This is a genomic window from Salinisphaera orenii subsp. halophila YIM 95161, assembly GCF_003732545.1.
Classification (GTDB): Bacteria; Pseudomonadota; Gammaproteobacteria; order Nevskiales; family Salinisphaeraceae; genus Salinisphaera; species Salinisphaera orenii_A.
In genome coordinates this window covers 22,597-44,500 of the sequence record NZ_AYKF01000077.1, presented here as the reverse complement: position 1 = coordinate 44,500, position 21,904 = coordinate 22,597, and the positions used below count along the sequence as shown (strand labels likewise).

Genomic DNA, 21,904 nt, shown 5'->3' with positions numbered 1-21,904 from the left:
CCGGGTCGCGACGCGTTACAGACGGCGCAGGGCGGCCGGCTCCATGGCGAGCAGGCTGGCGGTCGCCTGGACGAGCGTGCGCGCGACCCCTTCGGTGGTGGCCAGCGACACCCACTCGTTGGGCGCGTGGGCCTGCTCGATGTCGCCGGGGCCGTAGACCACCGTCGGCACGCCGCCGATGCGCACCCAGGCCGACATGTCGCAGCCATAGGGTGCGGCCGAGACCGCGGGCTGCGCGCCGAACACGGCTTCGCCGGCCGCGCACAAGGCATCCACCAGCGGGTGATCGGCCCGGGTCTCGGCGGAACCGAACCCCGCCGCCCGCCAGCGCACCTGCGGCGGATGCGCGCTCAGCCAGGGATCGCTCGCCAGCCCCTCGCTCAGGGTGCGCTCGAAGCGGGCCTTGGCCTCGGCGGTGGTCTCGGACAGCGCCACGCCGATACGGACCTCGACCTCCAGCCGGTCCATCACGCTGGAGGACCACGTCCCCCCGTGAATGGTGCCCACACTGGTCGCATATGGCAGCCTCAGATCCTGCATCAGTGGATGCCGCTCTTCGGCATTGAGCCGCCGCTCGCCCTCTCTCAGCACCGCGTGCACGGCCAGGTAGTGATCGAGGGCGTTCTCGCCCATCAACCGCTTGCTGGCGTGGGCCGACAGGCCGGTGATCTCGAGCACGCAGGACATCGCCCCGGCGTGGGCCACGATGAGCTCGGGCGAGCCGTTGCGGCAGGTCGGCTCGGTGACGATGGCCGCATCCGCGAGCCAGCCGCGTCGGATCGCCGCCAGCGTGCCCAGGCCGCTGTCCTCCTCCGCCGGAACGGCGACGAAGACCACCCGCCCCGGAAAATCCCGCGGGCCGCTGGCGAACGCCTCGAACGCCTCCAGCGCCGCGACCAGACCCGATTTCATGTCCGAGGCGCCGCGCCCGTAGAGGCGGTCGTCCTCGATCACGCCGGCGAAGGGATCGCGCGTCCACTGGCTGTAGTCGCCCGGTGGGACCACGTCCACATGCCCGGTGAGCAGGACAGTGGGCCCGGGCCGGGTCCCACGGATGGTGCCGGCGACCACCGGCACCCAGGCGCGCTCGATCTCGTGCCCGGGGTAATCCGGGTCGACGACCAGCTTGCCGATGCCGTCATACCAGTAGTCGACCTCGGCGTTGCAGGCGCTCAGCCAGTCGGCGATGCGGCGTATGGCGGCCTCTTCGTCGCCGGTCACCGACGGAATGCGCACCAGGTCCACCAGCCGCTCCCGCAGCCGCTGGCCGTCGATGAGTGTCGTGCGATCGTCCATCAGACGTGATGCCGGGGCACGCTGATGTTCCATTCGTCGTGGTAGACGGGCTCGCCGTCCTCCTCGGCCATCAGCGTTGCACGGATATAGAAATAGTCGGCGTCGACCCGCATATGTGTCTCGGTATGGGTGCGCACGCGCCAGCCCTCGCGTTGGAAACCCAGCGTCCAGCGGGCCTCGCCCTCGACGGAGAGGACGTCGTCGCCGACCGCGGTGTAGCGCTCGGTGCCGCGCTGCTCGATCTGCGTGTCGGTGTTCTCCAGACGATAGACGCCTTCGGCGTCGGTCACGTCGAGGCTGAAACGCCCGCTGCCCAGGTCGTGCACGATCTGCCAGTCGTTGGCGCCGGGTTCGATCACGGTGTTCGGCGTCGGCATCGATCCGGTCGGCCGGGCCAGCTCGGGCAGGCGGCGATCGGCGTCGTTCGGTGGCCGCACCGGCAGGCACAGCACGCTTGCCGACGGCCAGACGGTGAGTGTCACCGGCTCCGGCGACGGCCAGACCAGCGGCCAGTAGGAGGACGACAGCGACAGCCGCAGCCGATGGCCGGCCGGGAAATGCTGGCCGATATCGTTGAGCGCGAGCCGGACGCGATAGCGCTCGCCCGGCACCATCGGCTCGGGGTTCTCGTGGCTGTCGCGATGGGTGAGGTTGAGCACGCCGTAGGTCACGCGCGTGACGCTGCCGTCGGGCCGTACGTCGTTGAGGCGCGCGGCGATCATGGCCAGCGGCCGGTCCACCGCGAGCTCGAGCTCGACCACCACCGCCCCCAGAATCTCCAGCGGTTCGGCGAGCGGCGCCGTGTCGAAGACCAGCGAGCCGGCATCGTCGTCGCGCTGGTCCCCGGCCAGATCCGGACCGTTGGCGTAGGAACACCACTTGCCGGCCATCAGGCCGGTCTTGAGCGGCGAACAGATGCTGCGCGGCGCCGATGCGTCGGTCGGGGCGTCGGTCGCATCAGGGTCCGCGGCATCGACCAGCGTCCCGTCGCCCAAAGCGAATCGGCGCTCGACGATATGCGCCGACGGCCAGCCGGCCTCGCCGACCCAGCGGCCCGGGCGCACCTCGTAGCTGCGCGCGGGAGCGATGCTATCGAGCATCCACGCGCGCAGCGCCGGCTCGTCCATGACGCCGGTGTCCTCGCCCTTGAGCCAGTGATCCCACCAGCGCAGCGACTCCTGCAGAAAGCCGATGGCGGGGCCGGCCTTGCCGAGGTGCGGGTAGCGATGGCTCCACGGGCCGACCAGGCCCTTGCAGGGCGCCTCGAGCCGCGCCAGGAGCCGGAACACGGCGTTCGAATAGCCGTCGGCCCAGCCGCTGACCGCGAATACGGGGCATTGGACACGCGAGAAATCCTCGCATACCGAGCCGTGTTTCCAGTACGGATCGCGGTGCTGGTGCCGGGTCCACTGATCCAGCCAGAGCCCGCTGCCCTTGAGCCGGTCCAGCCACATGGCCCGCCAGTTGTCGCCGACCACGGCCGGGTCCGGCGGGCTGGCGTTGCCGGCGAACATCACCGACGCCCAGGACAGGTTGTCGAGCAGCATGCAGCCGCCCATGTAGTGGACGTCGTCGGCGTAGCGGTCGTCGGTCGAGCAGACCGTGATCACGGCCTTGAGCGCTTCCGGCTGAAGGGCGGCGATCTGCAGGCCGTTGAAGCCGCCCCAGGAGATGCCGATCATGCCGACATTGCCGTCACACCACGGCTGGCCGGCCAGCCAGTCGATGATGCGCACGCCGTCCTCGAGCTCCTGGCTGGTGTACTCGTCGGTGAGCACGCCCTCGGAGTCGCCGCTGCCGCGGATGTCGACGCGGATCGAGGCATAGCCGTGGCCGGCGAAATACGGGTGATTCAGGTCGTCCCGGGCGCGGGTGTGATCGCTCTTGCGGTACGGGATGTACTCCAGAATCGCGGGCACCGGCTCGGATTCCGCGTCTTCGGGCATCCATATCCGGGCGGCCAGTCGCACGCCGTCGGCCATCGTGATCCAGACGCCGTCGACCTCGCGCACCGGGTTGGGAAAGATCCGCACGCGTCTCATGGCTGGGTGTCCTCGTTGGCGACCGGCTGGATGTCGAAGTTCAGCGTACGCCGGCACAGGCGATAGCGTTCACGCAGCATCTGCGGATCGTCGCCGCCGAGATAGAGCAGCGCCAGCGCATAGCTGTAGGTTTCCTGATGGGTGAGCGCCGACAGGCAGGTGCCGGCTTCCACATGCGGTTCGAAGATCATACCCGGAACCGACGCCGCCAGCGCCTCGACCTCGGCGGCCTCCGGCACACGGCCGACCACGCCATCGCGATAGTGGCGCAGAAAACAGCAGGCGGCATAGGCGAACTCGCCCTGGCCGTGCACGAACCGCGGCGCCCGCCCGAGGGCCACGTCCACCACCACCTCGTGATTGGATACTCCGTCCACCTTCTCGAACAGGTCGCTGTGGTGCTGGGCGATCCGTGTATTGATCTCCAGCAGCCAGACCCGGTCGGCCGCCGCGTCCCAGAAGAACTCGATGTTGAACGCCGACTGATCGAACTCGATATGCGCCAGCACGGTGCGCGCGATCGCCTCCATGCGCTGGGTCACGGCCGATGGCAGGCACGAGGGATACTGGTAACGCAGAAACGTCGGCCGGTCGCGCGCGCGGATGGAGTCGATGACGCCGTGGAAATGCACCGCACCGTCGAACACATAGCCTTCGAGCGTGCACTGGCGGCCGCCGATCAGCGATTCGGCGATACAGTAATGCCCGCCGACCTCGGCCACGGCCGGCGGCAGGGTGGCATGGGCCAGGATGTGATCGAACGGCTCGGCGAAGATGCCGATGTGCTCGCGAATGGTGGCGAGCGCGTGCTCTAAGGCCTCGCGGTCGTCCACCCGGAATCCCAGGAACGAGCCGGCCGACTTCACGGGCTTGATCCAGAACGGATAATCCAGCGTGAGCGCACCGGCGGGATCGTCGCCGAACGGGTCCACCAGCTCGAAGGCCGGAATATGCTCGGCCACCACCTCGCGCTGTACCAGACGGCTCCAGTACTTGTGCTCGCAGCGCAGCAGGCTTTCCAGCGTTGGCGCGCGCAGGCCGAAGCGACGGGCGATGATCGGGATCATCGTGCTGACCGGGAAATCCACATAGCCGATCACGGCATGCGGCGGGCCGTCATGCGCCTCGATCTGCGCCACGGCGCGCTCGAGCATGTCGGCGATCGGAAAATGATCCGCCTCCATGATCTCGGCGGGATCCAGCAGGCCGATGAAGCGGCACTCCGACGCGGCGCTCGTGTTTTCGAGCTTGCGCCGATTGAACATGTCCAGACCCAATACGAACACATTGTGCTGTGTCATCCGGCGGCTCCATGGGCCGCGGTGCGCGGCACAAGATTCGAGAAACGAGTGGTTGCGGCCTGCCCGCGCCGCTCGCGTGTTGTCATCCCCTGCAGCTCATCCGGGCCGCGCCGCACGCCGCTCCGGGGCGATACGACGCCCGGCGACGAACGTATGCCGCGGCTGCAGGTCGTCGTCGAGCAGTGTGATATCGGCGTCGAAACCCGCGGCAAGGCGCCCCTTTCGCGCCTCGAGGCCGAGCACGCGCGCGACGTGGCCCGATATCAGCCCCAGCGCCTGTTCCATCGGCAGCACCGACTCGCGCACCAGCCGCTGCCAGTCGGACAGCAGGGCGGTGTTGCCGGCGATGCGCATGCCTGCGTAGTGCCCTTCGGCATCGAAGACGGGCAGGCTGCCGTTGCAGTCCGAACTCATGGTGATCCGGTCCGCCGGCACGCCCCGCGCGAGCAGGCGCGACACGGCGTTGAAGGCGGAGAATTCGTGCTCGCCCGGACAATCGTCGAATGCGGTCACGTCCACGGTCGCGCCGAATTCCAGCGCGAACGCGGCCGCCTCCTCGAGCAGGGCGTGGCGCCGATTGACGTGGGTCGGGATCACCTGATCCGCGGGAATCTCCGTGTCCCGCAGCAGCCGTCGCAGCGGTTCGAGTCCGCGCGCGCCGTCGCCGAGATGGAAATGACAGATGCCGCGCTTGCCCGCGAGCATCGCCCCGACCCGTACTTCCGAGACCAGCCGCGCGATTTCGTGGGCCTGCGGCTGGCTGGAGCGATGGTCCGAGATCGCGATCTCGCCGAGACCGATCACCTCGGGAATCCAGGCCAGATCCCGCTGCAGATCGCCGGTCAGCGTCGGCGGCGGCACCCGGTAGGCACCGGTGTACATATAGGCCGCGATGCCCTCGGCGCGCAGGCCGCGTACCTTGGCGAGCACGTCCGCGGGCGAGCGGCTGACACTGTCCGTGCCCAGCACGCCGACCACCGTGCCGATACCCATGGCGGCGATATCGGCAGCCTCGATCTCCGGACAGCGCGTGCCGCAGCCGCCCTCGCCGCCGCCGCCGGTGACGTGCACGTGCTGATCGATGAAGGCCGGCACCGCGGTCAGGTCACCGTATTCCAGCACTTTCATGGGCCAGCCGGCCGGGATCGCGAGATCACGCCCCAGCGCCGCGATCCGGCCGTCCGCGATCAGGATATCGGTCGCCGCCAGCGGCTCGGGCGCGTGGATCCGCCCGACCCGCAGCAGCGTGATCAACGCCTCATCGCCCGGCCCTCCCGTCATAGAAGGGGCCCGCCGGGTGGAAAGATCGGCTGGCTCATCATCACGCACCGGGCGCCGGCGCGGCGCGGGCACCGCGCACCCTGAGTTGTGCGATGGCCGCGTCGACGTCATCCACCAACAGCACGAGCAGATCCTCCGCGTCCGCGACCTCGAGGGCGCGACCAACCGCCTCGTGTTCGTCCAGAATCACCTCGATCCGGCAGGCGCCGCCCGCGGCCTCGGCGCCACGGCGCATCAGCTCGGCGGCCTCGCCGAACGGCCGGCCGCGCGGCTGTGTCTCGCAGATATAGACCACGCCGTACATGCGCGCGAGCTGGCCGCCGAGCGCTTCGATATCCTCGTTCCGGCGATTGCCGGGCGCGCTGGCGACACACAGATTGCGCGCGGCACCGAAACTGCCCAGCAGCTCGTCCAGCGCTTCGAGCGCGGGCACGTTGTGGCCGTAGTCGATGAGCACCCGCAGGCCATCGACTTCGATGAGATTGGTGCGGCCGGGATTCTGACCGAGGGTCGGGTGAAAGGTCTGCAGGCCCATCTGCAGATCGCCCGCAGTCAAGCCGAGCGCGTGGCCGGCGGCCGCTGCCGCCAGGGCGTTGGCGACGTTGAAACGCGCCCGGCCGCCGAAGCTGATGGGAATATCCGCCACCGCGATGATGCGCGCCTCGACCTGGCCCTGGCGGAGCACGATGAAGCCCTCGTGCACCGTGAAGGCGACGCCGTGTTCGCTGACATGTTCGCGCACCGGCACCGAATCCGGATCGAGGGTGAAGAACACGATCGCGCCGCGCGCCCACTCCCGGGCGGCGAGCACTCGCGGGTCGTCGGCGTTGAGCACCGCCGTGCCGCCGGCGCGCACGGCGTCGATCACCACGCTCTTGCAGCGGGCCAGTTCGTCGAGCGTGTGGATGTCGTGATCGCCCAGATGATCGCTGGCGATATTGAGCAGCACGCCCACCTCGCATTCGTCGAAGCCCAGCCCGCGGCGCATGATGCCGCCGCGCGCCACCTCCAGCACCGCCTGCTCGACCGTGGGCTCGCGCAGCACGATGGCGGCCGCCTGCGGGCCGCTGTAGTCGCCCTGCATGATCACGTGGTTGTCGATCTCGATCGCCCCGGTACAGGCGAGGCCGACCCGGCGCCCGGCCTGGCGCAGCAGATGCGCGATCAGGCGTACCGTCGTGGTCTTGCCGTTGGTGCCCGTCACGGCGGTGATGGGGACGCGCCCGTCGGCCCCGGCCGCGCCCTCGGCCGGGCCGAACAGCATGTCGACCACGTGCCGGCCGACATCGCGGCCGCGGCCGTGCGTGGGCGACAGGTGCATGCGAAAGCCCGGCCCCGCATTGACCTCGACCACCGCCGCGGACTGTTCGGCCAGCGGCAGGGTCAGCGTCTCGGCGAGCAGATCGATACCGATGATGTCGAGCCCGATCAGGCGCGCGATGCGTTCGGCGGCGTAGCGGACCTCCGGATGCACGTCGTCGGTGACGTCGGCCGCGGTGCCGCCGGTGCTCAGATTGGCGGTGGACTTCAGCCAGACGACCTCGTCCGCGGCGATCACGCTGTCGAGGGTGTGGCCCTGCTGAGCGATCAACCGATGCGACTGCTCGTCGATATCGATGCGTGTCAGGAGGTTCTCGTGCCCGATGCCGCGCCGTGGATCGCGGTTCGCGGCATCGACCAGCGCCTGCAGTGTCGACTCGCCGTCGCCGATCACGTGTGCCGGGCGTCGTCGCGCCGCCGCCACCAGCTGGCCGTCGATCACGAGCAGGCGATGATCCTCGCCTCTGATGTGGTTCTCGACCACCACCGTGTCGTGGCGCAGCCGGGCCGCCTCGTAGGCCGCGCGCAGCGCCTCGTCGTCACCCACGTCGGTACTCACGCCGCGGCCGTGGTTGCCGACCATCGGCTTGACCGCGACCGGATAGCCGAGCGCGCGGGCGGCCTCGAGCGCCTGTTCGACACTGTCGCAGGTACGACCATCGGGCACCGGGATCCCGGCGTCGCCCAGAATCTGCTTGGTCCAGTTCTTGTCGTCGGCGATGCCGTGGCCGATCAGGCTGGTATTGCCGGTCACCGTGGCCTGGATACGCTGCTGGCGATGCCCATGGCCCAGCTGCAGGTAGCTGTTCTCGTCGCTGGCGCGCGTGCAGGGGATACCGCGACGCCGGGCCTCGTCGACGATCGCCGCGGTCGACGGCCCGAGCATATGCGCGTCGCGCACCGCCTTCAGGCGCGACAGGACCGGCTCCAGGTCGATGTCCCGGCCGTCGAAAAGCCGCTCGGTCAGATCGACCGCCTCGACCCCGACCGCCAGTCCGCAGGCCTCGTCCCGATAGCGGTAGACAACGTTGTAGATGCCGGTCTCGTAGGAATCGACGGTCTTGCCGTAGCCCACCGAAAACCCGATCAGATTCTGCAGCTCGATGGCCACGTGTTCGACCACGTGCCCCGCCCACGTCCCGCGCTGCAGGCGCTCGAGGAAGCCGCCCGGCCGGCCGACCGAGCATCGATGCTCCGCCAGGCTCGGCATCAGCCGGCTCAGGTGATCGACGATGCCGGGCACACAGTCACTCGGCCGCGCCTCGAGCGCGCCGATGTCTAGACGCATCAGCATGGCGGGGTAGCGGCTGTAGTAATTCGGTCCGCGCAGCGCCCGGTGTTCGAGTATCTTCACGACGACGCGCCGGGCTGCATGCGCGCCTCGACCTCCCGGGGTGACAGATAGCGGCGCGCGGCGACATCGAAGCCATGGCCGCTGATCAGCGCATGCATGACCATGTTCTCCACCGCCACCGGCTCGCCGATCGCCAGCTCGGCGACGTTCGAGCGGGCCAGATCGCGGCTGTCGACGAGAATGACGTGCCCCGGCCCCGCCGCTTCGAGGATGCCATTCGGATGCACGATGACCGCCGCGTCCTCACCGAGCCCGACGCCCAGATCCTCGGGATTCGTCGCGCCGACCTCCATCAGGCGGGTGAACCGGCCGCGCTCGAGAAAATGGGTGTCGACGATCAGTCCGTCGACGAAACCAAGCCCTGAACTCATGTTGACGCCGCCCTTGCGCAGCGCGTCCGATGCGTTGCCGTTGTAGATCATGGTGGTGCACAGGGCCATGGCGCCGGCACTGGTGCCGGCGATCACCGCGCCGCTCCGCAGCCGCTGCCGGATCGCGATCAGCAGGGGTGAACCGCCGAGCATATGGGTCAGCCGCAGCTGGTCGCCGCCGGTGAAGAACACGAGGTCGCTGCTCTCGATCGCGCGCAAGGTCTCCGCACAGGCCGCCTCCTCGCGCGTACTCACCGGCAGCGAATGCACGCGGCGCGCCCCCAGTTGACTGAACACGGACTCGTAGGCCGCGAGGACCTGCTCCGGAATCCCGCTGGCGGTGGCGATCACGGCGACTTCCGGATGCGGTGCCGACGCCAGCGACACCACCCGCGACAAGACCACCCGCTCGGAGGTCTTGTCTTCGGCGCCGCCTATGGCGACCAGGGTGCCACGGGTGCGGGAAGCGACAGATGGCATGGGCGTTCTCGTCGCGTAAGCGACACCTCCCGGCGGGTGAACTCATGCGACGAACACTGCAGCGCGGTGGCCCGTACGCAGGCCATACCGTCCGGATGGCCCGCCTGCGTCAAGAGTACTCGCGACGCCCGCAACAAGCCAGCAAAAGCGCCCAACGCCGATCGCGGCGCCCGGTGATCCGTCGCCAGACAACCGTCGCGAATTGCCCGATCGGCCGAGCGCCCGGCGACCGACCCGCGGTTCCGACGACGACTCTTCCTAATGCCGGTCGGCCCGTACCGTCACTGCCGGCTTAGGCCCGCTCCCGTCGCTGCGAATTGCGCGAGTCGGCGCAGGCGGCGGTCACTCGATGTTCTGGACCTGCTCTCGCATCTGCTCGATGAGCACCTTCATCTCGACCGCGTGCTCGGTCAGTTCCGCATCCTGGGATTTGGAGCCGAGCGTGTTGGCCTCGCGATTGAATTCCTGCATGAGGAAGTCGAGCCGCCGGCCGATGGGCTCGTCGCGGGAGAGCGCGTCCTCGAGCGCGGCCACGTGGCTGTGCAGACGATCGAGCTCCTCGGCCACGTCCATGCGCTGAGCGGTGAACACGATCTCCTGCTCGAGCCGCGAGGGGTCGGCCTCGACGTCGAGCTCGGCCAGCCGTGCCTTGAGCTTGTCCGCCCAGGCGGTCTTGACGACCGGCAGCCGGGCGGCGGCGGCCTCGGCGCGCTCGCCGATGGTCGCGGCGCGCTCGCGCAGCATGGCCTCCATGCGCGCGCCCTCCTCCGCGCGCACCGCGCTCAGCTGCTCCAGCGCCTGACCGAGCGCGGCCAGCGCGTCGCGCTGCAGGGCCTCGGTATCGGGCTCGGTTTCGCGCTGAACGCCCTGGAAGGTCAGCAGACGCAGCGCATCCGGGGCCTGACAGTCGATGACCCGCGCGCGGATCTCCGACAGCGCCTCGCTGACCGCGTCCAGGCGCGCGTAGTCGATCTCGACCGCACGGCTGGCTTCGGCCGGCGCGAACCGCGCCCCGACCTCGACCTTGCCGCGCGACAGATGCCGGCCGACGGCCTCGCGGATGGCCGGCTCGAGCGACCGCAGCGCCTCGGGCAGGCGCAGATGGATGTCGAGATAACGATGATTGACGCTGCGCAGCTCCCAGACGAGCTCGCCCCACGTGCCCTGGCTCTGGCTGCGCGCGAATCCGGTCATGCTGCGGGTCATGAAAGCCTGCATCGGGTTGGCGGTACGCTGGCCGGGCAGTATCGCACAGCCGCCGGAGCCGGGCCGACCGCCGGCGCTGTTACACTCTCGCGCCCCTACACCCGGCACCCGTCGACCCAAGCGAGGCCAGATCTTGACCACCCGACCGAGCGGGCGCGCGCCCGACGAACTCCGCAGCCTGCACTTCGAGCGCCAGTTCACCAAGCATGCCGCCGGCTCGGTACTGGTGAGTTTCGGTGACACCCGCGTGCTCTGCACGGCCAGCGTCGAGGAACGCGTGCCGCCGTGGCTGCGCGGCGCCGACCAGGGCTGGCTCACCGCCGAGTACGGCATGCTCCCCGGCGCCACCCACACGCGCGGCGCGCGCGAGGCCGCGCGCGGCAAACAGAGCGGTCGCACCGTCGAGATCCAGCGCCTGATCGGCCGCAGCCTGCGCGCGGTCATGGACATGCACGCGCTGGCCGGACGCACCGTGACCATCGACTGCGACGTGCTCCAGGCCGACGGCGGCACCCGCACGGCGGCGATCACCGGCGGCTACGTGGCCCTGGCCGACGCCATGGACACCCTGGTCCAGCGCGGCAAGCTCAAGAGCAGCCCCATGCACGGCCAGATCGCGGCCGTGTCGGTGGGCATCTACGACGGCACGCCGGTGCTGGATCTGGACTACGCCGAGGACTCGCAGGCCGAGACCGACATGAACGTGGTCATGAACGAAGCCGGCGGCTTCGTCGAGATCCAGGGCACGGCCGAAGGCCACGCCTTCCAGCGCGAGGAGCTCGACGCCCTGCTCGGCCACGCCGAAAAGGGCATCGGCGAACTGCTCGCCGCGCAGCGCGGCGCCCGCGGGGAATAGCATGAACGGCCTGCCCCGGCGCTGGGTGCTGGCCTCCGGCAACGCCGGCAAGCTGGCGGAGATGCGCGCGCTGCTGGACGGCCTCGGCATCGACCTCGTCGCCCAGAGCGAATTCGACGTGGCCGACGCCGAGGAGACCGGCATCGGCTTCGTCGACAACGCCCTGATCAAGGCGCGCCACGCCGCCGCGCACACCGGGCTGGCCGCGATCGCCGACGATTCCGGCCTGGCCGTGGATGCGCTGGACGGCGACCCCGGGGTGCACTCGGCCCGCTACGCCGGCGTCCACGGCGATGATGCGGCCAACAACGCCAAACTGGTCTCCGCGCTCGCCGACATACCCGCGGCCGAGCGCGGCGCGGCCTTTCACTGCTGCCTGGTGGCCACCCGCAGCGCCCAGGACCCGGTGCCGATCATCGCCCACGGCGTCTGGCGCGGCCGGGTGCTCACCGAGCCGCGCGGCGACCACGGTTTCGGCTACGATCCGTTGTTCTGGGTCGAATCCGAGAACGCGAGTGCAGCCGAGATGAGCGCCGAGCATAAGAACCGCGTCAGTCATCGCGCCCGCGCGATGCACGAACTCATCGAGCGCCTGCGTGCAGGCGGCTGAAGCCGATCCCGCGCGGACCACACCGCGCGTGCACGCCGCCGACGTCCCGCTGTCGGTCTATGTGCATCTGCCGTGGTGCGTGAAGAAATGCCCCTACTGCGATTTCAATTCGCACCGGGCGCCGGGGCAGCTGCCGGAACAGGCCTATGTCGACGCCCTGCTGGCCGACTGGCGAATGGCGGCGGCCGGGGTCAGGCGCCCGATCGAAAGCGTGTTCTTCGGCGGGGGTACGCCGAGTCTGTTCTCGGCGGCGTCGATCGCGCGCATCCTCGCGGCCATCGACGGGATCACGCCGCTGGCCGGCGACTGCGAGATCACGCTCGAGGCCAATCCGGGCACGACCGAGCGCGGCCGCTTCGCCGACCTGCGCGCGGCCGGCGTCAACCGGCTCTCGCTCGGCGTACAGAGCCTGGACGACGACTGCCTGGCCGCGCTCGGACGCATCCATGATGCCGCCGACGCCGAAGCGGCGATCGCGGATGCTCGCGCCGCCAGCTTCGAGCGTCTCAACTGCGACCTCATGTTCGGTCTGCCGCAGCAGACGCGGGCCGGCGGCATCGCCGATCTCGAGCGCCTGATCGCGCTGGACCCGGGCCATATCTCCTACTACCAGCTCACGCTGGAACCGAACACGCCCTTCTTCCGCAGGCCGCCCGCCCTGCCCGACGACGACACCGTGGCCGACATCTTCGACGCCGGGGCGGCGCGGCTCGAGGCCGCGGGCTTCACCCAGTACGAAGTCTCGGCATGGACCCGGCCGGGCGTGGCCTGTCGGCACAACGACAATTACTGGCGTTTCGGCGACTACATCGGCATCGGGGCCGGCGCCCACGGCAAGCTCAGCGGCGACGACGGCGCGATCCGGCGCAGCGCGCGCCTGCGCTGGCCCACCGGCTACATGAGTGTCGCCGGCACGCCCGCCGCCCTGGCCGAGCAGCGCACGCCGGACGCCGAGACGCTGCGCTTCGAGTGTCTGCTCAACGCCCTGCGCCGGCGCGACGGGCTCGCCCGCCGCGACTACGAGACACGCACCGGCCTGGATTGGGCAGCGCTGCTCGACCACGTCGCGCGGCCGCTCGCCGCCGGCCTGCTCGTGGCCGACGGCCACGGCCTGCGGGCCAGCGAACGCGGCTGGCACTACCTCGACGACATTCTCGCGGAAGTGGTGCCCTGATGCTGGAGGAGGCGGCCGTGACCTGTCCGTACTGCGGCGAGTCGATCACCGTCCTGATCGACTGCAGCGCCGGCGACCAGCGCTACGTCGAGGACTGCTTCGTCTGCTGCCAGCCGATTGAACTGACGATCGCGGTGACCACCGACGGCGAACTCGTGGGCATCGACGCCCAGCCGGAGAATGCGTGATCGCGCCCGCCATCGCTGGTCCCGGCGCCGGCCCGACGGTATACTTGTCGATTCGTTTACCGTGACTTTGCCCAACTCATCGAGCCGGGCGAGCGTCCGAGGCCGGATCCGACAGACTGCATGACCGAGTATTCCCGCAAACAGGAAGCGCTGGATTATCACGCCAAACCCAGGCCGGGGAAACTGGCGATATCGGTCACCAAGCCATTCACGACCTACGGCGAACTGTCGCTGGCGTACACGCCCGGCGTGGCCGAGCCGGTCAAGGCGATCCGCGACGACCCGGAGGATGCCTACCGCTATACCTCCAAGGGCAACCTGGTGGCCGTGATATCCAACGGCACCGCCGTGCTGGGGCTCGGCGACACCGGCGCGCTGGCCAGCAAGCCGGTGATGGAGGGCAAGGCGGTCCTGTTCAAGAAGTTCGCGGACGTCAACGTCTTCGACATCGAGGTGAACGCCGACGATCCGGCCGACTTCATCGACACGGTCGAGCGCATCGCGCCGACCTTCGGCGGCATCAATCTGGAAGACATCGCCGCGCCGCACTGCTTCGAGATCGAGGCCGCGCTCATCGAGCGCCTGGACATCCCGGTCTTTCACGACGACCAGCACGGCACCGCGATCATCGTCGCCGCCGGGCTGATCAACGCGCTGGAACTGCAAGGCAAGACGCTCGCCGGAGCGCGCATCGTGTGCATGGGCGCGGGCGCGGCCGGGGTGGCCTCGATGAAGCTGCTGCTGGAGATGGGCGCGCAGCTGGACAATGTCTTCATGTGCGACCGCCGCGGCGTGATCCATGCCGATCGCGACGATCTGTCCGAACACAAGGCCCAGTTCGCCACCAGGACCGATCTGCGCAGCGTCGACGACGCGATCGCGCAGGCCGACGTGTTCATCGGCCTGTCGGGGCCGGACACGGTCTCCAAGGAACAGATCGCGACCATGCCGGCGCGGCCGATCGTCTTCGCGCTGTCCAACCCGACGCCCGAAATCTCCCCCGAGGACGCCCGCAGCGTGCGCGACGACCTCATCATGGCGACGGGCCGCAGCGACTATCCGAACCAGATCAACAACGTGCTGGGGTTTCCCTACATCTTCCGCGGCGCGCTGGATGTGCGCGCGCGCCGGATCAACATGGCGATGTGCGTGGCCGCGGCCCGCGCCATGGGCGAACTCGCCCGCCAGCCCGTACCCAACAGCGTGCTCGAGGCACACGAGCAGCGCGAGATGGCGTTCGGCCCGGACTACATCGTGCCGAGTCCGTTCGACCCGCGCCTGATCGACTACATCCCGCCGGCGGTGGCCCGTGCCGCCGTGGACACCGGGGTGGCACGCACCGAATACCCTTCGCATTATCCGCAGCCGGTGGTCGAAACCGACCGGGACTAGATCGACCCACTGTGGACAACACCGGGAGATGGAGATGACGACGCAAGCGTTCAAGCTGAGCAATCCGCAGGACGACACCACCACCGAACTGCCGCTGGTCGAGGGCACGCTCGGCACACCCGGCGTGGACGTGCGCGGTCTGGCCGGCAAGCAGGGCGTGTTCACCTACGATCCGGCGTTCACCGCCACCTGCAGCTGCCAGTCGGACATCACCTACATCGACGGCGAGAACGGGATGCTGATGTACCGGGGCTACTCGGTGCAGGAACTGGCTGAAAAGTCGAGCTTCCTGGAGGTCTGCTACCTGCTGCTAAACGGCGAACTGCCGACCGCCTCGGAGATGGATCATTTCCGCCACGCGATCACGCATCACACGATGCTCAACGAGTCGCTGGTCAAGTTCTACGACGGCTTCCACTACGACGCCCATCCGATGGCCATACTCACCGGCATCGTGGGTTCGCTGTCGGCCTTCTATCACGACACCACCGACATCCGCGATCCGGATCATCGCGAGATCTTCGCGCATCGCATGATCGCGAAGATGCCCACGATCGCGGCGGCCGCCTACAAGCACTCGATCGGTCAGCCCAAGATCGGGCCGAAGAACCATCTCGACTACGCCTCGAACTTCCTGCGCATGTGCTTCGCCGTGCCGGCCGAGGAGTACGAGGTCGACCCGGTCGCGGCCAAGGCGCTGGACGTGCTGTTCATCCTGCACGCCGACCACGAGCAGAACGCCTCGACCTCCACGGTGCGCATGGCCGGCTCCACCGGCGCCAACCCCTATGCCGCCCTGTCGACCGGCATCGCCGCACTCTGGGGACCGGCCCACGGCGGCGCCAACGAGGCGGTGCTGAACATGCTCAACGAGATCGGCGACGCCTCGCAGGTGCCGAAGTATCTCGAGAAGGCCAAGGACAAGAACGATCCGTTCCGGCTGATGGGCTTCGGGCACCGCGTCTACAAGAACTTCGACCCGCGCGCCACGGTCATCCGCGGCTACTGTCACGAGGTGCTCGAGCACTACGGCATGCAGAACGACCGGCTCTTCGAGCTGGCCCTCGAGCTCGAGCGCATCGCCCTGGAGGACGACTACTTCGTCGAGCGCAAGCTCTACCCGAACGTGGATTTCTACTCCGGCATCATCTACCAGGCGCTGGGCATCCCGATCAACATGTTCACGCCGATGTTCGCGATCGCGCGCACGGTCGGCTGGGCCGCGCACTGGTCGGAGATGATGGCGGATCCGGGCATGCGCATCGCCCGCCCGCGTCAGGTCTACACCGGCTACAAGCTGCGCGACTACGTCAACATCGACAAGCGCTGATCGGCCGTCGGGGCGCGGTCACCGACCGTGCCCCGGCGATGCGTCGCCCCGCGGTGTGCGTGCGTAGGCTGCGAGCATGAGCGATTTTTCGCGATCCGCATCGACGCGCCTGGCGCTGTGCCGCGAATGCGACCGGGTGATGCACCTGCCGGCACGGGCACCCGGCGAGGCCGCCCACTGCCCGCGCTGCCATCATCACGTGGCCGGCCCGGCCCAGCGGGACATGCAGCGTCCCATGGCCTGGGCGCTGGCCAGCCTCGTACTCCTGGGGCTGGTGTTCGCCTTCGATTTCCTGAGCTTCTCGACCCGCGGCGTCGGCCACACGATGTCGTTCGTGGATGCCGCCGGCGCCATGCTCGGCTACGACTATCCCAGTCTCGCCGCGATTCTCCTGGCCACGACGGTGCTCCTGCCCGGCGCCTATCTGGCGGCCCTGCTCTATATCGCCGCCGCCGCGCAATCCGGCGCGCGAGTCCCCGGCGCGCTCGTGCTCGCCCGCACGCTCCGGCCGATGGAGCCCTGGATGATGGCCGATGTCTTCATCGTCGGCGTGCTGGTCAGTCTGATCAAGGTGGTCTCGCTGGCCGAGATCGAGATCGGCGCCTCGTTCGTGGCCTTCTGTGGCTACGCGCTGTGCCTGCTGCGCACGCTCATGCTGATCGATTGGGTCACGCTGTGGGACGCGCTGGCGCCGGTGCCGCCCCTGGCGCCCGAGGTGCGTGCCGGGCACGGCGGGCGCCGCCAGGGGCTGGTCGTCTGCGCCGGCTGCGACGCCCCGTTTCACGACAATGCGCGCCACCGCTGCCCGCGCTGCGGACGGCGACACCTCAGCCACGGCGCCGACCGCCTGCAGCTGACCTGGGCCCTGATCATCACCGCCGCGATCCTCTACATCCCGGCCAACGTCTATCCGATCATGGCGGTCACCACGCTCGGCAGCACCGACCCGCAGACGATCGTCGGCGGCGTGATCAGCCTGGCCGCGCACGGCTCCTGGCCCATCGCGCTGGTGATCTTCGTGGCGAGCATCGTGGTGCCGATCAGCAAGATCGCGGCGCTGGCCTGGCTGTGTCGAATCGCCGGCCGCGGCGGGCATGCCGATTCACGCAGCCAGATGCGCCTGTATCGTCTGACCGAGAAGATCGGCCGCTGGTCGATGATCGATGTCTTCGTGGTGGCCGTACTCGGCGCGCTGGTCCAGGCCGGTGCGCTCATGGCGATCCGCCCCGGCGCGGCCGCGCTCGCGTTCGCCGCGGTGGTGGTCGTGACCATGATCGCCGCACTCACCTTCGACACCCGCGCCCTCTGGCGCGACGCACCCGCCGGGGACCGCTGAATGGAACGCGAAGACACCGCCACCCTCGAACGCCGCCGGCGCCGACCTTCTCCGGTCTGGCTGATTCCGCTGGGCGCGGCACTCATCGGACTCTGGCTGCTCTACCAGAACATGATCTCGCGCGGGCCCGAGATCACGCTCGCCGTGGAGACGGCCGAGGGTCTGGAAGCGGGCAAGACCGCGATCAAGGTGCGCAGCGTCGAGGTCGGCCGCGTCGAGAGCGTGCGCCTGGCCGACGACTACGACGGCGCCATCGCCACCGTGCGGATGGACCCCGACACCGCCGACCTGTTGGTCGAGGACAGCCAGTTCTGGGTGGTCAAGCCGCGCGTCGGCCGCCAGGGCGTCAGCGGCCTCAACACGATTCTCTCGGGCGCCTACATCCGTCTGCGCCCGGGCAGCGCCGAGACGTCGCGGCGCCGGTTCCCGGTGCTCGCCAACCCGCCGGCGCGCTCGACCGACGAGCCGGGGGTGTCCGTGACCCTGACCAGCGAGACCGACAACTCGCTGGCCGTCGGTGACCCGATCATCTACCAGGGTCAGACCGTGGGCCAGATCGAGGCGGCGGATTTCACCGTCGACGACAAGCGCATGGAATACAGCGTATTCGTGCGGGGGCCGTTCGCGCGCCTCGTGACGGACAGCACCCAGTTCTGGCTGCGCTCCGGCATCGATTTCCATCTGGGATCGGACGGGATCGACGTCCAGACGGGCTCGCTCCAGAGCGTGCTCGCCGGCGGCGTGACCTTCGGCGAACCCGACGGAGTCGAAGCCGGCGAGACCGCCGACGACGGCGCGACGTACGCGCTGTATCCGACCCGCAACGCCGCCGTCCAGGACCGTTTCGACGAGCGGATCGAGTACGTCATGCTCCTCGACGATTCGGTGCGCGGGCTCGACCCGGGCGCGCCCGTGGAGTACCGCGGCATCCGCGTGGGCACGGTGCGGGCCGTGCCCTTCTTCCGCTCGAACTTCGAGTTCGACGAGTTCACCGACTTCAAGATACCGGTGCTGATCGCGATCGAACCACAGCGCCTGGGCACCGGATGGATCGACTGGTCGCGCGACGAATGGCGCCGAAATATGCACCGATTCTTCGACAACGGGCTGCGCGCGACGATCAAGTCCGGCAATCTGCTCACGGGTTCGATGTTCATCAACCTGCAGTTCGACGGCGGCGCGGGCGAATACGCCGCGGCCGAGATCGGCGACTATCCGGTCTTCCCGAGCGAACCCAGCAGCATCACCAGCCTGCAGCAGCAGCTCTCGGGGCTAATGGACAAGCTCAACGGCCTCGACCTGCGGCCCGTGGCCAACGATATCAAGCAGACGCTGGAGACCACGAGCGCCACCCTGGACGAGATGCATCGCGCCACGCGAAACATCAACGCGCTGCTCGAGAAACCGGGTACACAGAATCTGCCGGGCGAGCTCCGGGGCGTGCTCGAGGATCTTCGCGACACGTTGCGCGGCTACCGGCAGGGCGCGCCGGCCTACGATGAGTTCAACCGCTCACTGAACCGGCTCAACCGCGTGCTCGACGACGTCGCGCCGCTCGCGCGCACGCTGCGCGACGATCCCAACGCTCTCATCTTCGGTCCACCCGACGCCGAGGACCCGATCCCGAAGGCCGCACGATGATTGCACCGATCCGAATCGCCGCCCTCTGTCTCGTGCTCGCCCTGGCCGGCTGCGCCACCGGCGCCGGCGGCGGCCCGGCGCTGTACATGCTCGACCACAGCACGCCGACACGCGCGGCGTCGCCGGCCGCCGGCCGCCCTGCGATAGTCGTCGAACCGGTGGACGTGGCGCCGTTTCTGGACGCCAGCGGCATCGTCTATCAGACCGCCGCCCACCGCGTGGTCCTGGCCAACGACAACCGCTGGGCCTCGCCGCTGAGCGCGCAGCTCACCGACGGCCTCTACGCGGGACTGGCCACCGAGCTCGACGGGGTATTCGTGCAGCGCGCTGGTCGCGGCGAACCGGATGCCGCGCTGCATCTGGGCACTCGGGTCGACGAATTCATGGGCCACTACGACGGGTCGGCCCATATCGCCGGGCAGTGGACGCTGACCGACGCCGCCGGCCGGCAGCTGGCGCAGGCACGTTTCGAGCGCCGTATACCGCTGTCAGAGGACGGCTACGAAGCGCTGGTGGCCAGCCTGTCCCGCGGCTGGCGACAGAGCGCGCAAGCGATCGCCGCCGAGATCGCGCCACGACTGGAAAACGACGCCGACTGATCGTCTCGGGGCCGTTCCGGGCGGGAGACGCACACGAAAAAGGCGGGCCGCGGCCCGCCTTAATGCGTCTGCAGCGCGGCGTCGATCAGCGCTTCATCGACTCGAAGAACTCGGCGTTGGTCTTGGTCTGCTTCATGCGGTCGATGAGCAGTTCCATCGCGGCCAGGTCGTCCATGCCGTGCAGCAGCTTGCGCAGAACCCACATGCGCTGGAGTTCCTCCGGCGGCACCAGTTTCTCCTCGCGGCGGGTGCCCGAGCGATTGACGTGGATGGCCGGATAGATGCGCTTCTCGGCGATCCGGCGATCCAGATGGAGCTCCATGTTGCCGGTGCCCTTGAACTCCTCGTAGATGACCTCGTCCATCTTGGAGCCGGTCTCGATCAGCGCGGTGGCCATGATCGTCAGGCTGCCGCCCTCCTCGACGTTGCGCGCGGCGCCGAAGAAGCGCTTGGGCTTCTGCAGGGCGTTGGCATCGACACCACCGGTCAGCACCTTGCCCGAGGACGGCGCCACGGTGTTGTAGGCGCGCGCCAGGCGCGTGATGGAGTCCAGCAGGATGACCACGTCCTTGCGGTGCTCGACCAGCCGCTTGGCCTTCTCGATGACCATATCCGCGACCTGCACGTGCCGCGAGGCCGGCTCGTCGAAAGTCGAGGACACGACCTCGCCGCGCACGCCGCGCTCCATCTCCGTGACTTCCTCGGGCCGCTCGTCGATGAGCAGCACGATGAGATGGCAGTCGGGGTGATTGTGCGCGATCGACTGCGCGATGTTCTGCATGATCATCGTCTTGCCGGCCTTGGGCGGCGAGACGATCAGACCGCGCTGGCCCTTGCCGAAGGGCGCGACCAGATCGATCGTGCGCGCGGTGATGTCCTCGGTGGACCCGTTGCCGAGCTCCATGTGCAGCCGTTCGGTCGGGAACAGCGGCGTGAGGTTCTCGAACAGGACCTTGCCCTTGGATTTCTCGGGCGGGTCCTCGTTGATGTCGTCGACCTTGAGCAGCGCGAAGTAGCGCTCGGATTCCTTCGGCGGCCGGATCCGGCCGCGGATGTTGTCGCCGGTGCGCAGCGCGAAGCGCCGGATCTGGCTGGGCGAGACATAGATGTCGTCGGGCCCGGCCATGTAGGAGGCCTCGTTCGAGCGCAGGAAACCGAAACCGTCGGACAGTATCTCTAGCACGCCGTCGCCGTAGATGCGTTCGCCGGACTTCGCATGCCCCTTGAGCATGGCGAAGATCAGATCCTGCTTGCGCATGCGGGAGATGTTCTCGAGCTCCATCTCCTGCGCCATTTCCATGAGCTCGGCGGCGGTCTTCTGCTTGAGCTCGGACAGATTCAGGATCGGGCCGTCCCCGGCAGCACCGGCATAGGCCTCGAACTCCGCCTCGTCGATATCCTCGTTCGGCGGATTGTTCGGCCCCTTGTTGCCGGAACCGCCGCGGCTGCGGTTGCCGTTGTTATTGCTGTTGTTGTTGTTCCGCGGCTTGTTGCCGCCGTTCGGATTCTTGCGGCGCCGACCGCGACGGTTGTTGCCACCGCCGTTGCCGCCGTTGCTGGAATCCTTCGACTGGCGTTCATCGAGTGTATCTTCAGACACGGCTATCTACGGTTTGCGAGGAAGCGCGCACGCTTCGACATGAATAGGCGGGCGGGGGAGCCCGGCCGCCGGCGAATGCCGGCGGCGGCTCGGGGGTCTAGATGTGCTGATCGACGAACTCGGTCAGCTGGGTCTTGGAAACGGAACCGACCTTGGTGCCGGCCACATCGCCATCCTTGAACAGCATCAGCGTGGGAATGCCACGGATGCCGTAGCGAGGCGGCGTGTTGGGATTCTCGTCGATGTTGAGCTTGGCGATGGTGAGTCGGCCGTCGTATTCGTCGGCGATCTCGTCCAGCACCGGCGCGATCATCTTGCAGGGACCGCACCATTCGGCCCAGTAGTCGACCAGCACCGGACCACTGGCCGACAACACATCCTGCTCGAAGCTGTCGTCGGTCACTTTGACTATGTTTTCACTCATGGGCGTCCTCGCGAGGGATCTCGAATGGAAAGTGGGCTGTTGCGGCGCCCGACGCAGTCCGTCGAGGCGCGTACGGGCGGATAATTGAGGGCACGAACAGTTG

General features: G+C 68.7%; 18 protein-coding genes. 9 read left to right on the top strand and 9 right to left on the bottom strand.

Going from position 1 to position 21,904, the window contains the following annotated elements; translation table 11 throughout:
• Window positions 1-15: 15 nt before the first annotated feature.
• The 7 genes from SAHL_RS08215 to SAHL_RS08185 all read right to left on the bottom strand — a co-directional run bounded on the left by SAHL_RS08215 (window position 16) and on the right by SAHL_RS08185 (window position 10,651).
• Window positions 16-1,296, bottom strand: coding sequence for an ArgE/DapE family deacylase (locus SAHL_RS08215; RefSeq protein ID WP_123590924.1), 1,281 nt, complete (start codon window positions 1,294-1,296; stop codon window positions 16-18).
• Window positions 1,296-3,338: a CocE/NonD family hydrolase gene (locus SAHL_RS08210; protein WP_123590923.1), complete on the bottom strand. Its 2,043-nt coding sequence runs from the start codon at window positions 3,336-3,338 to the stop codon at window positions 1,296-1,298. Before SAHL_RS08210 ends, SAHL_RS08215 begins: the two co-directional genes overlap by 1 nt.
• Window positions 3,335-4,639, bottom strand: a complete 1,305-nt coding sequence (locus SAHL_RS08205) for an ATP-grasp domain-containing protein (RefSeq protein WP_123590922.1) — start codon at window positions 4,637-4,639, stop codon at window positions 3,335-3,337. The genes SAHL_RS08210 and SAHL_RS08205 overlap by 4 nt, the downstream gene beginning before the upstream one ends.
• Before the next feature lie 96 nt (window positions 4,640-4,735).
• Entirely contained in the window at window positions 4,736-5,920 is a 1,185-nt protein-coding gene (iadA, locus tag SAHL_RS08200; RefSeq protein WP_123590921.1) for a beta-aspartyl-peptidase, read from the bottom strand.
• A 40-nt stretch (window positions 5,921-5,960) separates the two neighbouring features.
• On the bottom strand, window positions 5,961-8,594 hold the full coding sequence (cphA, locus tag SAHL_RS08195; protein WP_123590920.1) for a cyanophycin synthetase: 2,634 nt from the start codon (window positions 8,592-8,594) through the stop codon (window positions 5,961-5,963).
• Window positions 8,591-9,445, bottom strand: coding sequence for a cyanophycinase (locus tag SAHL_RS08190; RefSeq protein WP_123590919.1), 855 nt, complete (start codon window positions 9,443-9,445; stop codon window positions 8,591-8,593). The genes cphA and SAHL_RS08190 overlap by 4 nt, the downstream gene beginning before the upstream one ends.
• A gap of 342 nt (window positions 9,446-9,787) precedes the next feature.
• Window positions 9,788-10,651 carry a YicC/YloC family endoribonuclease gene (locus tag SAHL_RS08185; protein ID WP_123590918.1) on the bottom strand — a complete coding sequence of 288 codons (864 nt, stop codon included), beginning with the start codon at window positions 10,649-10,651 and terminating at the stop codon, window positions 9,788-9,790.
• A gap of 130 nt (window positions 10,652-10,781) precedes the next feature.
• On the opposite strand from SAHL_RS08185, the gene rph reads away from it, so the two are divergent.
• The 9 genes from rph to SAHL_RS08140 all read left to right on the top strand — a co-directional run bounded on the left by rph (window position 10,782) and on the right by SAHL_RS08140 (window position 19,777).
• Window positions 10,782-11,507: a ribonuclease PH gene (rph, locus tag SAHL_RS08180; RefSeq protein ID WP_123590993.1), complete on the top strand. Its 726-nt coding sequence runs from the start codon at window positions 10,782-10,784 to the stop codon at window positions 11,505-11,507.
• Window position 11,508: 1 nt separating this feature from the next.
• On the top strand, window positions 11,509-12,117 hold the full coding sequence (gene rdgB / locus SAHL_RS08175; RefSeq protein WP_123590917.1) for an RdgB/HAM1 family non-canonical purine NTP pyrophosphatase: 609 nt from the start codon (window positions 11,509-11,511) through the stop codon (window positions 12,115-12,117).
• Window positions 12,104-13,291, top strand: a complete 1,188-nt coding sequence (gene hemW, locus SAHL_RS08170) for a radical SAM family heme chaperone HemW (protein ID WP_245968453.1) — start codon at window positions 12,104-12,106, stop codon at window positions 13,289-13,291. Before rdgB ends, hemW begins: the two co-directional genes overlap by 14 nt.
• Complete coding sequence (locus tag SAHL_RS08165) at window positions 13,291-13,479, top strand: CPXCG motif-containing cysteine-rich protein (RefSeq protein WP_123590916.1); 189 nt, start codon at window positions 13,291-13,293, stop codon at window positions 13,477-13,479. Before hemW ends, SAHL_RS08165 begins: the two co-directional genes overlap by 1 nt.
• 120 nt (window positions 13,480-13,599) lie before the next feature.
• On the top strand, window positions 13,600-14,871 hold the full coding sequence (locus SAHL_RS08160; protein ID WP_123590915.1) for a malic enzyme-like NAD(P)-binding protein: 1,272 nt from the start codon (window positions 13,600-13,602) through the stop codon (window positions 14,869-14,871).
• A gap of 34 nt (window positions 14,872-14,905) precedes the next feature.
• Complete coding sequence (locus SAHL_RS08155; RefSeq protein ID WP_123590991.1) at window positions 14,906-16,201, top strand: citrate synthase; 1,296 nt, start codon at window positions 14,906-14,908, stop codon at window positions 16,199-16,201.
• A gap of 76 nt (window positions 16,202-16,277) precedes the next feature.
• Complete coding sequence (locus SAHL_RS08150) at window positions 16,278-17,537, top strand: paraquat-inducible protein A (RefSeq protein WP_123590914.1); 1,260 nt, start codon at window positions 16,278-16,280, stop codon at window positions 17,535-17,537.
• Window positions 17,538-19,178, top strand: a complete 1,641-nt coding sequence (gene pqiB, locus SAHL_RS08145) for an intermembrane transport protein PqiB (protein ID WP_123590913.1) — start codon at window positions 17,538-17,540, stop codon at window positions 19,176-19,178.
• Window positions 19,175-19,777, top strand: a complete 603-nt coding sequence (locus tag SAHL_RS08140) for a PqiC family protein (protein WP_123590912.1) — start codon at window positions 19,175-19,177, stop codon at window positions 19,775-19,777. Before pqiB ends, SAHL_RS08140 begins: the two co-directional genes overlap by 4 nt.
• 85 nt (window positions 19,778-19,862) lie before the next feature.
• On the opposite strand, the gene rho is transcribed toward SAHL_RS08140, so the two are convergent.
• Both rho and trxA read right to left on the bottom strand, forming a co-directional pair.
• Window positions 19,863-21,119: a transcription termination factor Rho gene (rho, locus tag SAHL_RS08135; protein ID WP_123590990.1), complete on the bottom strand. Its 1,257-nt coding sequence runs from the start codon at window positions 21,117-21,119 to the stop codon at window positions 19,863-19,865.
• Window positions 21,120-21,474: 355 nt separating this feature from the next.
• A complete protein-coding gene (trxA, locus tag SAHL_RS08130) occupies window positions 21,475-21,801 on the bottom strand; it encodes a thioredoxin TrxA (protein WP_123590911.1) in 327 nt (108 codons plus the stop codon).
• Window positions 21,802-21,904 lie beyond the last annotated feature (103 nt).

Excerpts from the sequence above, each read along its gene's own strand:
- SAHL_RS08215 (WP_123590924.1), bottom strand. The coding sequence starts at position 1,296 with ATGGACGATCGCACGACACTCATCGACGGCCAGCGGCTGCGGGAGCGG.
- SAHL_RS08210 (WP_123590923.1), bottom strand. The coding sequence starts at position 3,338 with ATGAGACGCGTGCGGATCTTTCCCAACCCGGTGCGCGAGGTCGACGGC.
- SAHL_RS08205 (WP_123590922.1), bottom strand. The coding sequence starts at position 4,639 with ATGACACAGCACAATGTGTTCGTATTGGGTCTGGACATGTTCAATCGG.
- iadA (WP_123590921.1), bottom strand. The coding sequence starts at position 5,920 with ATGACGGGAGGGCCGGGCGATGAGGCGTTGATCACGCTGCTGCGGGTC.
- SAHL_RS08190 (WP_123590919.1), bottom strand. The coding sequence starts at position 9,445 with ATGCCATCTGTCGCTTCCCGCACCCGTGGCACCCTGGTCGCCATAGGC.
- SAHL_RS08185 (WP_123590918.1), bottom strand. The coding sequence starts at position 10,651 with ATGACCCGCAGCATGACCGGATTCGCGCGCAGCCAGAGCCAGGGCACG.
- rdgB (WP_123590917.1), top strand. The coding sequence starts at position 11,509 with ATGAACGGCCTGCCCCGGCGCTGGGTGCTGGCCTCCGGCAACGCCGGC.
- SAHL_RS08165 (WP_123590916.1), top strand. The coding sequence starts at position 13,291 with ATGCTGGAGGAGGCGGCCGTGACCTGTCCGTACTGCGGCGAGTCGATC.
- SAHL_RS08160 (WP_123590915.1), top strand. The coding sequence starts at position 13,600 with ATGACCGAGTATTCCCGCAAACAGGAAGCGCTGGATTATCACGCCAAA.
- SAHL_RS08155 (WP_123590991.1), top strand. The coding sequence starts at position 14,906 with ATGACGACGCAAGCGTTCAAGCTGAGCAATCCGCAGGACGACACCACC.
- SAHL_RS08150 (WP_123590914.1), top strand. The coding sequence starts at position 16,278 with ATGAGCGATTTTTCGCGATCCGCATCGACGCGCCTGGCGCTGTGCCGC.
- pqiB (WP_123590913.1), top strand. The coding sequence starts at position 17,538 with ATGGAACGCGAAGACACCGCCACCCTCGAACGCCGCCGGCGCCGACCT.
- SAHL_RS08140 (WP_123590912.1), top strand. The coding sequence starts at position 19,175 with ATGATTGCACCGATCCGAATCGCCGCCCTCTGTCTCGTGCTCGCCCTG.
- trxA (WP_123590911.1), bottom strand. The coding sequence starts at position 21,801 with ATGAGTGAAAACATAGTCAAAGTGACCGACGACAGCTTCGAGCAGGAT.